The organism is Arenibacter hampyeongensis (assembly GCF_002909255.1).
GTDB lineage: Bacteria > Bacteroidota > Bacteroidia > Flavobacteriales > Flavobacteriaceae > Arenibacter > Arenibacter hampyeongensis.
Window position 1 is genome coordinate 312,350 of record NZ_PIOB01000002.1, and the last position, 16,279, is coordinate 328,628.

Here is a 16,279-nt window from a genome sequence, read left to right on the forward strand (position 1 = left end):
GTGAACATCTATAATTATTATCATACATAACAATTCCAATTAACATTATTTTTGTAGTCTAATTTTATTATTGTGTAGGATTTTAACAATACAGGCTTATATTTTAGCAGAGTTTACATACAAATTTTTCCTGTTCACAACAAAAAGTATATAATACTGGCTTCTTCCAGTATTTTTGGAATAATTGTTAATTGTTATATATACAAACGTTCATTTTATATTAGTTCACTTTTAACAAACTGGCGAATAGGATTTTAATCAAATCCATTGCCGGTAATACTTAAAATCAATCAAAATAAAAGAAACAGTTTAATTAAGCTTGCCAACTTGGTTATGAAATTTATCCCCACTTCCCTAGTACGAAAATTAAAAAATGCAACAATAGCCGACTTCAATAATTTATTTACCCTGCCGAATTACAGATTTTTGGTGCTTTTGGTCATTTATTCCTTTATTGGCCTGCAGACAATAAGCGCGCAAGGTCCAACCTGTCCTAAGGCAGAAATTCTTTGTACACCCAATGCCGCCTTTCCTGCAAGAACATCAGGACCTAATTTTGGAGCTGTGCCATCATGTGCAGGAAACCAAGCCGTAAATAATTGCACAAGTTGTACTGTAAATTCAACCGCTAATTCCGCTTTTTACACTTTAACAATTGTAAAGTCAGGAAATCTATATCTTACATTATCCAACTCGGGTTTAAGGGACGTAGATTTTGCTATATGGGGCCCCTATACCAGTCCAGATGCCGTTGCCAACTGTTCTGGGGGCAATTTTCCTCCAGGCAATCCATTTGATTGTAGCTACAGTGGGGGTGCCACGGAGCAAATTGATATACCGAATGTTAAAAGAGGTGAATCATATATACTTCTAATAGCCAATTATTCAGGAAGATCAACCAACATAACCCTAGTACCCAATAATATTAACGGAACCAATACGGCTGGAATGGGAGGGCCTTTGGCATTTTCCGAATCTCAGCCACAGGAAATCTTGATAAACTCGGCTCCGGCCAACTTACAGACCAATCCGCCAATTGGAAATCCAAACCTTTCCAATGTGAATTTTAGTGGATCGGGAATTACAAATTCATCAACTGGAACTTTCGATCCAGCAATTGCGGGTTTAGGCTCCCATGCTATAACTGTTACCGGTGATTCTTGGGGATGTCCGGTAACCACCACAATCGATATTTTGGTGGAGGAAGATACCGATGGAGATGGAATTTATAATTCAACAGACACTGATGATGATAATGATGGGGTGCTTGACGGTTCGGACAACGCACCACTAAACCCTTCTAGTTGCCGAGATGTGGATGGTGATGGTTGTGACGATTGTTCTGCCACTGCCGCTAATGATTTTACGCCTGGAGCAAATTTTAATACCGCTAACGATGGCCTAGATTCTGATAATGATGGAATTTGTAATGATAGAGATCCAGATGACGATAATGATGGTAATCCGGACGGCTCTGACCCCAATCCGTTGGTTGCTACTGCAGTTGATGATTTTTCAACAATGATTCAAGGAGTTTTAGGGAACGTCAATATAGTTTCGAATGATGATTTTTCCCCTGGCCTAAATACAACCTTGACTAGAGTTGGAGGTACCGCTAGCGGAATTGTTGGGCTGGATAATATTAGTGGTGAATTGGCCTATACGGCCACAGCTGGTGAAACAGGGACTACAGTAACTATAATCTATAGAATATGCAATACAGCAGTTTCCCCATCTGTTTGTTCAGATGCTACTGTAAATATTTTAATTGACATTGATACTGATGGAGATGGGGATCTAAATTCAGTAGATAGCGATGATGATAACGATGGGGTTGCTGACGGATCCGATGCCGCACCACTAGATCCTTCCATATGTCAAGATGTGGACAGTGATGGTTGTGACGACTGTTCGGCAACATCCAATACAGACTTTACCGCCGGAAACAATATCGACCCTGCCAATGACGGTACCGATACCGATGGGGATGGTATCTGTGATGATGGTGATACGGATAATGATAACGATGGGGTATTGGATGGTGATGACACAGATCCTTTAGACCCTTCTATTTGCCAAGATCTGGATGGTGATGGTTGCGACGACTGTTCCGCAACATCAAATACAGACTTTACCGCCGGAAACAATTTTGACCCTGCCAATGACGGTACCGATACCGATGGGGATGGCATCTGTGATGCCAGCGATACCGATGACGATAACGATGGGGTGTTGGATGGCGTGGATACTGCGCCATTTGATCCTTCTATTTGCCAAGATCTGGACAGTGATGGTTGCGACGACTGTTCCGCAACATCAAATACAGACTTTACTGCCGGAAACAATTTCGACCCTGCCAATGACGGTACCGATACCGATGGGGATGGTATCTGTGATGATGGTGATACGGATAATGATAACGATGGAGTATTGGATGGTGATGATTCCGATCCTTTAGACCCTTCTATTTGCCAAGATCTGGATGGTGATGGTTGCGACGACTGTTCCGCAACATCCAATACAGACTTTACCGCCGGAAACAATTTCGACCCTGCCAATGACGGTACCGATACCGATGGGGATGGTATCTGTGATGCCAGCGATACCGACGATGATAACGATGGGGTTGCTGACGGATCCGATGCCGCACCTCTAGATCCCTCCATCTGCCAAGATGTGGATGCTGATGGTTGCGACGACTGTTCCGCAACATCCAATACCGACTTTACCGCCGGAAACAATTTCGACCCTGCCAATGACGGTACCGATACCGATGGGGATGGAATTTGTGATTCAAGCGATAGCGACGATGATAACGATGGGGTTGCTGACGGATCCGATGCCGCACCTCTAGATCCCTCCATCTGCCAAGATGTGGATGGTGATGGTTGCGACGACTGTTCCGCAACATCCAATACCGACTTTACCGCCGGAAACAATTTCGACCCTGCCAATGACGGTACCGATACCGATGGGGATGGAATTTGTGATTCAAGCGATACCGATGATGATAACGATGGGGTTGCTGACGGATCCGATGCCGCACCTCTAGATCCTTCCATCTGTCAAGATGTGGACAGTGATGGTTGCGACGACTGTTCGGCAACATCCAATACAGACTTTACGGCCGGAAACAATTTCGACCCTGCCAATGACGGTACCGATACCGATGGGGATGGTATCTGTGATGCCAGCGATACCGACGATGATAACGATGGGGTGTTGGATGGTGTGGATACTGCGCCATTGGATCCTTCCATTTGTCAAGATCTGGATGGTGATGGTTGTGATGATTGCTCGGCAACATCCAATACAGACTTTACCACCGGAAACAATTTTGACCCTGCCAATGACGGTACCGATACCGATGGGGATGGTATCTGTGATGCCAGCGATAGCGACGATGATAACGATGGGGTTGCTGACGGATCCGATGCCGCACCTCTAGATCCTTCCATTTGTCAAGATCTGGATGGTGATGGTTGTGATGATTGCTCGGCAACATCCAATACAGACTTTACCACCGGAAACAATTTTGACCCTGCCAATGACGGTACCGATACCGATGGGGATGGTATCTGTGATGCCAGCGATAGCGACGATGATAACGATGGGGTTGCTGACGGATCCGATGCCGCTCCTCTAGATCCTTCCATCTGTCAAGATGTGGACAGTGATGGTTGTGACGACTGTTCCGCAACATCCAATACCGACTTTACAGCCGGAAACAATTTTGACCCTGCCAATGACGGTACCGATACCGATGGGGATGGTATCTGTGATGCCAGCGATACCGATGATGATAACGATGGGGTTGCTGACGGATCCGATACAGCACCACTAGATCCTTCCATATGTCAAGATTTGGACAGTGATGGTTGCGACGACTGTTCGGCAACATCCAATACAGACTTCACCGCCGGAAACAATTTCGACCCTGCCAATGACGGTACCGATACCGATGGGGATGGTATCTGTGATGATGGTGATACGGATAATGATAACGACGGGGTGTTGGATGGTGATGATACCGATCCTTTAGACCCTTCTATTTGCCAAGATCTGGATGCTGATGGTTGTGACGACTGTTCCGCAACATCCAATACCGACTTTACCGCCGGAAACAATTTTGACCCTGCCAATGACGGTACCGATACCGATGGGGATGGTATCTGTGATGCCAGTGATACCGACGATGATAACGATGGGGTTGCTGACGAATCCGATGCCGCACCTCTAGATCCTTCCATCTGTCAAGATGTGGATGGCGATGGTTGTGATGATTGCTCGGCAACATCGAATATAGACTTTACGGCCGGAAACAATTTCGACCCTGCCAACGACGGTACCGATACCGATGGGGATGGAATTTGTGACGATAGTGATACGGATAATGATAACGACGGGGTGTTGGATGGTGATGATACCGATCCTTTAGATCCTTCTATTTGCCAAGATGTCGATGGTGATGGTTGCGACGACTGTTCTGCAACATCCAATACCGACTTTACCGCCGGAAACAATTTCGACCCTGCCAACGACGGTACCGATACCGATGGAGATGGTATCTGTGATGCCAGCGATACCGACGATGATAACGATGGGGTGTTGGATGGTGATGATACCGATCCTTTAGACCCTTCTATTTGCCAAGATCTGGATGCTGATGGTTGTGACGACTGTTCGGCAACATCAAATACCGACTTTGCCGCCGGAAACAATTTCGATCCTGCCAATGATGGCACCGATACCGATGGGGATGGTCTTTGTAATAGTACAGATGAAGATGATGATAACGATGGAATAACCGACACCGTTGAAGGATCAACAGATTTTGATAATGATGGCATTCCTAATCATGAAGATTTAGATAGTGATAATGATGGTATTCCTGATGTAGTAGAAACAGGAAATGGTAGTTTCGACATAGATGGTAATGGATCTATTGATGCCGCAGAAAGCAGTGTTGGCACAAATGGTATTCCAGATGTAATAGAGGCTGGCAGTGTTGACGGCGCAGGGGTGACTGCAGTTCCTGTGAATAGTGACAATTTAGGAGGCGCCAATTATTTGGATATTGATTCTGATAATGATGGTATAAAGGATTTAGTTGAATCTCAGACGGATGATGAATTGGTACAAGCATCTGGTAATGATTCCGATAATGATGGAATCGATGATGTTTTTGATATCGACAACGGTGGTAATTTTACAAATGTGCTCGAAAATTATGATTCGGATGCCCATCCTGACTATTTGGATTTGGATTCTGATGCCGATGGGATAGTGGATAATATAGAATGGCAATCTACTTCTGGGTATCTTAGACCAAGTGCTGACACTGATGGAAATGGACTAGCGGATAATTACGAAACAGCCCCAGGATCAGGGCAATCCATTTATCAACCTATAAATTTTGGTGGCCTAAGTAATCCTGATTTTAGGGATGACAATTCGGATAATGATTTGTATAGTGATCTAATAGAAGCGTACGACCTTGATGGCGACAATATTTCCGAAATTACCCCATCAGGAAATGACATAGATAATGATGGATTAGATGATGCTTTTGATCTAAGTATAAGTCCCACTAATGGAATAGCGGATGTAAATGGAGCTACCAATAACAACCAGGATGTCACCCTGTTTCCCAATGACCAAAATCCGGCTACAAGTGAAGTCGATTTTAGGGAAACCATAGGGTTTTCTGATGCTGTAGATACCGATGGAGATGGGATTAACAATGATATAGACATTGACGATGATAATGATGGTATTCTGGATTATGTTGGATCCTTAGGCTTTAAACCTACAGATACCCAAGGGGATGATTGTGGCATCCCCCCTGGTTCTTTTGTCGGAGGAACTTATGTTACAGGTACAGGCTCTGGACCGGGCACTATAAATGCTGAGTATCGGTTCTCAAGTGTTGTTACCTCAAGCCTAGGAGTATTGGACGCCATTGTTGTAATTTCAGCAATGAATAATGCTACTTTGAACTCCATTGATGATACTTCCACCGGAAACAATGATGCTTGGCAACCGAGTTTTGATGTAGGAAGTGTAGCTAGTGTAGCTGGTGAGACAGGAAGTATAACCTTTAATGTAATTTTGGTAGCCGCTGGAACTAGTTTTCAAGTTACTCTTATTCGATTTGGTGGTGTAATTTATGATATTGACGGAGCAAACACCAAAGAAAGTGTTACCCTTGCACGTCCCGGGTTATATGCCGTAGATAACAACAGCCTGCTAAGCGTTACAGAAAATTTAGCTGCAGGTACAACATCCTTCGACGGACCTGCACAGACATGGCCAGGGGTTAATCTTGGCCCGAAACTAGCTGTATACTTTAATTATTATGATACAGCGGATTTAACCATCACATTTTCAGGAGAGCTGCAATCTGGTTTTACTTCAAATGATTATTTAGGTTCTGTTTTATTTCAAACATGTGATATAAATGGGTTGTTCGATCCATCAAATACCACATCTTCAACTAATACTGCTGGTTCACCTGCTGGTGTAGCTTCAGGCCCTGGTTCTTTTCCAATATTTACAGTAAATGATGGAATAGATTCTGATGAAGATGGTATTTCAGATGCATTGGATATCGATGCCGACAATGATGGTATTCCGGATAATGTAGAATATCAAACTACCCTATCTTATATCGCTCCAGGCACACTGGATACTGATAATGATGGTTTATTGGACGCCTACGAAGGCTCTGGAAATGAGGGTTTAACATTTATTGACACAGATTCGGATGGTATTCCTGATTATGTGGATTTGGACTCCGATAATGATGGAATATCTGATACTAAGGAGGCGGGCTTTGCCCTAGCTACAAACAATACGGATTTTGATCAAGATGGCTTACTTAACGCATATGACAACGTTGATACTACTGGGGGCCTATTCGATTCAAATGACGATCAGGACAATGGCACTTCAGACTTACCAAATATTGCAATCAGTTCAACTCCCGAAGTAGATTTTAGAGAAGTTGGTGTTGATGATAATGATTTGGATGGAATCCCTGATTCAGTCGATTTAGATGATGATAATGATGGAATATTAGATACATTAGAGACTTCAGGAGGTATTGACCCAAGCGTTGATACAGATGCTGACGGAATACTGAATTATAGAGACCTTGATTTTGGGGTTGATGCAAATTCCGATGGAATTGTAGATATTTTTGATACTGATTCCGATGGGGTACCTAATCATTTTGATTTGGATGCTGATAATGATGGAATTTATGATGTAGTCGAATCTGGTGGTGGACAACTTTTTTCCATTGGACGTTTAAATGGAGCTGTAGGAACCGACGGTATACCGAATTCAGTTCAAGCGGGCGGGCAACAGAATAGTGGAACGGTAAATTATACCCTTTTAGACTCTGAAACTTCTGCAGATGGTATTGCAGATTATTTAGAATTGGATGCTGATGGTGATTTATGCCCTGATGTTGTTGAAGCCGGTTATACTGATCTTGACACCGATGGAATTTTAGGGGATGCTCCAACCATAGTAGATGTTAACGGTCTTGTTACAGGTGCCAACGTTTCTGACGGTTATACCACACCTAATAATGCAGATAGTGCTTCTAATTCACAGTACGATTTTCAACAACCGGGCGTTGCACCAACTATAGCAACAGGAACAGAGCAACCGCAAGATATTCTTACGAATGGTAGTGCACCTGAAACCTTTTCAGTAACCGCTACTGGTACAAGTTTAGCATATCAATGGCAGGTAGATGATCAACAAGGATCTGGTTTTATAGATATTGATGCGGCAAATACTTCTGATATATATACCGGAAGTAATACCAGTGCATTAACATTAACGGCCGTTACTAGTACCGAAAGTGGATATGAATTTAGGGTGATAATCACCGAAACTTCTTTCCTTTGTTCACCTATTAACTCCAATAATGCATTATTAACCGTTGATGTAACTCCACCAGCAATACCAACTGTCGAAACTCTAATTACCAATGACACAACACCGGTACTCAGCGGTACGGCCGAGATTGGAAGTACCGTTACCGTAGTGGTAGCGGGTGCAACCTATACGACTACGGCTGATGGTTCCGGAGACTGGAGCATTGATACGGAAACGGCAACACCAGTTAGTGGGGCTTTTAATCCCAATGTGAACGGTACCAATGAAGTAACGGTGACCAGTACGGATGCTGCCGGGAACAGTACTGTGGATACGTCTTCCATGGAGTTGACCATAGATACTACGGATCCTGCAGAACCAACAGTTGTGAGTCAGACTACGAATGACACAACACCTGTACTCAGTGGTACGGCCGAGATTGGAAGTTCCCTTACCGTAGTGGTAGCGGGTGCAACCTATATTACTACCGCTGATGGTTCCGGAGACTGGAGCATTGATACGGAATCGGCTGTTCCTGATAGTGGAACTTTTAATCCAAATGTGAACGGTACCAATGAAGTAACGGCGACCAGTACGGATGCTGCCGGGAACAGTACTGTGGATACATCTACCTTGGAGTTGACCATAGATACTACGGATCCTGCCGAACCCACAGTTGTGAGTCAAATTACCAACGACACAACACCGGTACTCAGTGGTACGGCCGAGATTGGAAGTATCCTTACCGTAGTGGTAGCGGGTGCAACCTATACGACTACGGCTGATGGTTCCGGAGACTGGAGTATTGATACGGAAACGGCAACACCGGATAGTGGTACTTTTGCACCAAATGTGAACGGTACCAATGAAGTAGCGGTGACCAGCACGGATGCTGCTGGGAACAGTTCTGTGGATACGTCTACCTTGGAGTTGACCATGGATACCAACGATCCTGCCGAGCCAACAGTTGTGAGTCAAATTACCAACGACACAACACCGGTACTCAGCGGAACGGCCGAGATTGGAAGTACCCTTACCGTAGTGGTAGCGGGTGCAACCTATACTACTACGGCTGATAGTTCCGGAGACTGGAGCGTTGATACAGAAACGGCAACACCGGATAGTGGGGCTTTTAATCCCAATGTGAACGGTACCAATGAAGTAACGGTGACCAGTACGGATGCTGCTGGCAACAGTACTGTGGATACCTCTACCTTGGAGTTGACCATAGATACTACGGATCCTGCAGAACCAACAGTTGTGAGTCAGACTACGAATGACACAACACCGGTACTCAGCGGTACGGCCGAAATTGGAAGTACCGTTACCGTAGTGGTAGCCGGTGCAACCTATACGACTATAGCAAATGGTCTAGGTAACTGGAGCGTTGATACGGAAACAACGACACCGGATAGTGGAGCTTTTGCACCAGATGTTAACGGTACCAATGAAGTAGTGGTGACCAGTATGGATGCTGCAGGGAACAGTTCTGCGGATACCTCTACCTTGGAGTTGACCATGGATACTATCGACCCTGCCGAACCAACCGTCGCAACTCAAATTACCAACGACACAACACCAGTAATTGAAGGTACTGCAGAAGCAAATTCTGGAATAACTATCATTGTAGCGGGTGCAAACTATACCACTACAACAGATGGTTCGGGAGACTGGAGCATTGATACGGAAACAGCTACCCCAATTAGTGGAGCTTTTAATCCAAATGTGAACGGTACCAATGAAGTAGCGGTGACCAGTACGGATCCTGCCGGGAACAGTACCGAGGATACGTCTACCTTGGAGTTGACCATAGATACCACCGATCCTGCCGAACCAACCGTCGAAACTCAAATTACAAATGACACAACACCGGTACTCAGCGGTACGGCCGAAATTGGAAGTACCCTTACCGTAGTGGTAGCGGGTGCAACCTATACGATTACAGCGGATGGTTCCGGAGACTGGAGCGTTGATACAGAAACGGCAACACCAGTTAGTGGGGCTTTTAATCCCAATGTGAACGGTACCAATGAAGTAACGGTGACCAGTACGGATGCTGCCGGGAACAGTACTGTGGATACCTCTACCTTGGAGTTGACCATAGATACTACGGATCCTGCAGAACCAACAGTTGCAAATCAAATTACCAACGACACAACACCGATACTCAGCGGTACGGCCGAGATTGGAAGTACCCTTACCGTAGTGGTAGCCGGTGCAACCTATACGATTACAGCGGATGGTTCCGGAGACTGGAACATTGATACGGAAATAGCAACACCAGTTAGTGGAGCTTTTAATCCAAATGTGAATGGTACCAATGAAGTAGTAGTGACCAGTACGGATGCTGCAGGCAATAGTACTGTAGATGCAACAACTTTAGAGTTGACCATCGATGCAACTCCACCAGCTGTACCAACAATAGTGAGTCAGATTACCAACGACACAACACCGGTACTCAGCGGTACGGCCGAGATTGGAAGTACCCTTACCGTAGTGGTAGCCGGTGCAACCTATACGACTACGGCTGATGGTTCCGGAGACTGGAACATTGATACGGAAATAGCAACACCAGTTAGTGGTACTTTTGCACCAAATGTGAACGGCACCAATGAAGTAGCGGTGACCAGCACGGATGCTGCTGGCAACAGTACTATGGATACCTCTACCTTGGAGTTGACCATGGATACCAACGATCCTGCCGAGCCAACAGTTGTGAGTCAAATTACCAACGACACAACACCGGTACTCAGCGGTACGGCCGAGATTGGAAGTACCCTTACCGTAGTGGTCGCAGGTGCAACCTATACGACTACGGCTGATGGTTCCGGAGACTGGAGCATTGATACGGAATCGGCTGTTCCTGATAGTGGAACTTTTGCACCAGATGTGAACGGCACCAATGAGGTAACGGTGACCAGTACGGATGCTGCTGGCAATAGTACTGTGGACACTACTACCTTGGAGTTGACCATGGATACCACCGATCCTGCCGAACCAACCGTCGAAACTCAAATAACCAACAACACAACACCAGTAATTGAAGGAACTGCCGAGATTGGAAGTACCCTTACCGTAGTGGTAGCCGGTGCAACCTATACGACTACGGCTAATGGTTCCGGAGACTGGAGCGTTGATACAGAAACAACGACACCAGTTAGTGGGGCTTTTAATCCAAATGTGAACGGTACCAATGAAGTAGCGGTGACCAGTACGGATGCTGCCGGGAACAGTACTGTGGATACCTCTACCTTGGAGTTGACCATGGATACTACGGATCCTGCCGAACCTACTGTAGAATCTCAAATTACAAATGACACAACACCAGTACTCAGTGGTACGGCCGAGATTGGAAGTACCGTAACCGTAGTGGTAGCCGGTGCAACCTATACGACTACGGCTGATGGTTCCGGAGACTGGAGCATTGATATAGAAACGGCAACACCAGTTAGTGGGGCTTTTAATCCAAATGTGAACGGTACCAATGAAGTAGCAGTGACCAGCACGGATGCTGCCGGGAACAGTTCTGTGGATACCTCTACCTTGGAGTTGACCATGGATACCACCGATCCTGCCGAACCAACCGTCGAAACTCAAATTACAAATGACACAACTCCGGTACTCAGCGGTACGGCCGAAATTGGAAGTAACCTTACCGTAGTGTTAGCGGGTGCAACCTATACGATTACAGCGGATGGTTCCGGAGACTGGACCATAGATACGGAAACGGCAACACCAGTTAGTGGAGCTTTTGCACCAGATGTGAACGGTACCAATGAGGTGGCGGTGACCAGTACGGATGCTGCAGGGAACAGTTCTGTGGATACGTCTACCTTGGAGTTGACCATAGATACTACGGATCCTGCCGAGCCAACCGTCGAAATTCAAATTACAAATGACACAACACCGATACTCAGCGGTACGGCCGAGATTGGAAGTACCCTTACCGTAGTGGTAGCCGGTGCAACCTATACGATTACAGCGGATGGTTCCGGAGACTGGAACATTGATACGGAAATAGCAACACCAGTTAGTGGAGCTTTTAATCCAAATGTGAATGGTACCAATGAAGTAGTAGTGACCAGTACGGATGCTGCAGGCAATAGTACTGTAGATGCAACAACTTTAGAGTTGACCATCGATGCAACTCCACCAGCTGTACCAACAATAGTGAGTCAGATTACCAACGACACAACACCGGTACTCAGTGGTACGGCCGAGATTGGAAGTACCCTTACCGTAGTGGTTGCGGGTGCAACCTATTCTACTACCGCTGATGGTTCCGGAAATTGGAGCATTGATACGGAATCGGCTGTTCCTGATAGTGGAACTTTTGCACCAAATGTGAACGGTACCAATGAAGTAGCGGTGACCAGTACGGATGCTGCAGGGCACAGTACTGTAGATGTAACAACTTTAGAGTTGACCATAGACATTACAGATCCTTCCGAGCCAACAGTTGTGAGTCAGATTACGAATGACACAACACCGGTACTCAGTGGTACTGCCGAAATTGGAAGTACCCTTACCGTAGTGGTAGCGGGTGCAACCTATATTACTACCGCCGATGGTTCCGGAGACTGGAGCATAGATACGGAAATAGCAAAACCTGATGATGGCGTCTTTGCACTAAATGTGAACGGTACCAATGAGGTAGAGGTGACCAGTACGGATGCTGCAGGCAACAGTACTGTGGATACCTCTACCTTGGAGTTGACCATAGATACTACGGATCCTGCCGAGCCAACAGTTGTGAGTCAGATTACGAATGACACAACACCGGTACTCAGCGGTACGGCCGAGATTGGAAGTACCGTAACCGTAGTGGTAGCCGGTGCAACCTATACGATTACAGCGGATGGTTCGGGAGACTGGAATATTGATACGGAAATAGCAACACCAGTTAGTGGAGCTTTTAATCCAAATGTGAACGGTACCAATGAAGTAGCGGTGACCAGTACGGATGCTGCTGGCAATAGTACTGTGGACACTACTACCTTGGAGTTGACCTTGGATACCACCGATCCTGCCGAACCAACCGTCGAAATTCAAATTACAAATGACACAACACCGGTACTCAGTGGTACGGCCGAGATTGGAAGTACCCTTACCGTAGTGGTAGCCGGTGCAACCTATACGACTACGGCTGATGGTTCCGGAGACTGGAACATTGATACGGAAATAGCAACACCAGTTAGTGGTACTTTTGCACCAAATGTGAACGGCACCAATGAAGTAGCGGTGACCAGCACGGATGCTGCTGGCAACAGTACTATGGATACCTCTACCTTGGAGTTGACCATGGATACCAACGATCCTGCCGAGCCAACAGTTGTGAGTCAAATTACCAACGACACAACACCGGTACTCAGCGGTACGGCCGAGATTGGAAGTACCCTTACCGTAGTGGTCGCAGGTGCAACCTATACGACTACGGCTGATGGTTCCGGAGACTGGAGCATTGATACGGAATCGGCTGTTCCTGATAGTGGAACTTTTGCACCAGATGTGAACGGCACCAATGAAGTAACGGTGACCAATACGGATGCTGCTGGGAACAGTACTGTGGATACATCTACCTTGGAGTTGACCATAGATACCAACGATCCTGCCGAACCAACCGTCGCAATTCAAATTACAAATGACACAACACCAGTACTCAACGGTACGGCCGAGATTGGAAGTACCGTAACCGTAGTGGTAGCCGGTGCAACCTATACGACTATGGCTAATGGTTCCGGAGACTGGAGCATTGATACGGAAACAACGACACCAGTTAGTGGAGCTTTTGCACCAGATGTTAACGGTACCAATGAAGTAGCGGTGACCAGTACGGATGCTGCTGGGAACAGTACTGTGGATGCAACTACTTTAGAGTTGAGCATCGATACAACGCCACCAGCTGTACCAACAATTGCGAGTCAGATCACCAATGACATTACCCCAGTACTAAACGGCACGGCCGAGACTGGTAGTACTGTAACCGTAGTTGTAGCGGGTGCAACCTATACGACTACGGCTGATGGTTCCGGAGACTGGAGCATTGATACAGAAACGGCAACACCAGTTAGTGGGGCTTTTAATCCAAATGTGAACGGTACCAATGAAGTAGCGGTGACCAGTACGGATACAGCTGGGAACAGTATGGATGACACAACAACTTTAGAGCTGACCTTCGATACTACTGCTCCTGTTATTCCTGCTTTTACTGGCATTAGTGACGATTCTGGAGCAGATAATACAGATGGGGTCACCAATGACAATACGCTGTCCTTCAATGGAACCGCAGAACCAAATTCTTCCGTGGAAGTGTTCGTGTTCGGTACTGGCATTGGAACCGTGACTGCCGATTCAACTGGCAACTGGCTCTTTGACTATACTGCTACCTCACTTGCCGATGGCAATTATGAAATTACCTCACAAGCAACCGATGCGGGTGGTAACACGAGTGAAATATCCAATGTACTTCAAATTGTAGTGGATACAAACTCACCAACTGTGGATAATACCGCTGCTATGGTCACAAGGCCTGTATTAACGGGACAGGGAGGGCCCAATGAGGCCTTGGTCATCGAAATTGATACCGATGAAGATAATATTGCAGATGTTTCTTATATCGTAATTACAGATGTAAACGGTAATTGGAATCTAGATACTGGAGTTGTGACTCCGGATAACGGCACCCTTCCTACATTGGGCAACGAGGATGTTTTAAATATTTCGGTTATTGATACAGCTGGAAATACTGGTGTGGGAACCATAACCATTTCATTGGATGATGATGGGGACGGTCTGGCCAACGAAGAAGAAACCGTTTTAGGCACCGATCCCAATAATCCTGACACTGACAACGATGGTATAAGTGATGGCCTAGAAGTTATTGATAATACCAATCCTTTAGATGATTGCGATTCCCTTGGCGGTACTCCACAAGGCTCCAGCGATTGTGATTCTGATGGCCTTACCACCAATGAAGAAGACAACTTGGGCACAGATCCTGCAAATGAAGATACGGATGGTGATGGCATTTTGGATGGCCAGGAGGTCATAGATGGTACGAGCCCTCTCGACGCATGTGATTCAATTGGAGGGAATCCACCGGCTGGAACGGCCTGTGACATTGCAATTGAAAGCGATTTGGTAACACCAAATTCCAATGACGGTATATTCAAAATCAACTTTATAGAATTGTTCCCAGAAAATACAGTTGAAATTTATAATCGTTGGGGTGTAAAAGTATCTGAAATCAAGGGGTACAACAACAATTCCAATGCCTTTAGGGGAACATCCAATGGCAGGGCCACTTTACGAGCTAATGAAGAGCTTCCCGTTGGAGTCTACTTCTACATTATTAAATATGTCGCCAATGGGGACGGTAAGACCATGTCCGGTTATTTATACATCAACAGATAAACTGCAAATTCATTATAATAAAATATTAAAGAGACCATGAAAAAATTAATTTTAACAATTGTACTTACTATAGGCTTTGTGGTAGCAGCCACCGCCCAGCAGGATGCCCAATATACGCAGTACATGTACAATACCATAGGTATCAACCCTGCCTATGCCGGTTCACGTGGAGTGTTGAGCATTGCCGCCTTACACCGTTCCCAATGGGTGGGCCTCGATGGAGCCCCCAATACCCAGACACTAAACCTGCATACCCCTATAACACAAAGGGTTGGATTAGGGTTTTCCATCGTAAATGATGAAATTGGCAATGGCACAAATCAAGATACTTATTTTGATGCTGCCTTCTCGTATACCATACCGCTATCTGAATCGGAGAGACTATCATTTGGGCTAAAGGCCGGTGGACATCTTCTTAATTTGGATTTCAATAAGCTTAGAAATTACAATGGGGAGGAAGTGTCCGGAACCAATGGAATAGATAAACGTTTCTCTCCCAATTTTGGAGCCGGAATCTATTATCATACAGACCGTTTCTATGCTGGACTTTCTGTACCCAATTTCCTGGAGACCGAACATTTCGATGGTTCCGGAGAAAATAGCTCCTATTTGGCCAAGGAGCGCATGAACTGGTACCTGATAGTAGGGAATATATTTGATTTGAATCCCAATCTAAAATTAAAGCCAGCCGCTCTTTTAAAGGTAGTTACCGGTGCACCCCTTCAAATAGACCTATCCGCCACATTCCTTTTGAACGAAAAATTTTCTCTCGGTGCCGCTTATCGTTGGGATGCCGCACTAAGTGTTTTATTTGGTTTTCAAATGAACGATAAGATCATGTTAGGGCTCGCTTATGATAAGGAGACAACAGAATTGGGCGCTACACAGTTCAACGATGGGTCCTTCGAGATATTTCTCCGATACGAGTTTCTCACAAGGCATAGAAGAGTAGTGGCGCCAAGATTCTTTTAAA

The 16,279-nt window shown here is 45.6% G+C and carries 2 protein-coding genes; both read left to right on the forward strand.

Features of this window, described 5'->3' with window-relative positions:
* Positions 1-333 precede the first annotated feature (333 nt).
* Positions 334-15,306 (forward strand): Ig-like domain-containing protein, encoded by a 14,973-nt coding sequence (locus CWD91_RS06250; RefSeq protein WP_157943738.1) that lies wholly within the window; start codon positions 334-336, stop codon positions 15,304-15,306.
* A gap of 36 nt (positions 15,307-15,342) precedes the next feature.
* Positions 15,343-16,278: a PorP/SprF family type IX secretion system membrane protein gene (locus tag CWD91_RS06255; protein ID WP_103440124.1), complete on the forward strand. Its 936-nt coding sequence runs from the start codon at positions 15,343-15,345 to the stop codon at positions 16,276-16,278.
* Position 16,279: the final 1 nt, after the last annotated feature.

What these genes read in the sequence shown, in the direction of transcription:
- CWD91_RS06250 (WP_157943738.1), top strand. Translation starts at nt 334, where the DNA reads ATGAAATTTATCCCCACTTCCCTAGTACGAAAATTAAAAAATGCAACA.
- CWD91_RS06255 (WP_103440124.1), top strand. Translation starts at nt 15,343, where the DNA reads ATGAAAAAATTAATTTTAACAATTGTACTTACTATAGGCTTTGTGGTA.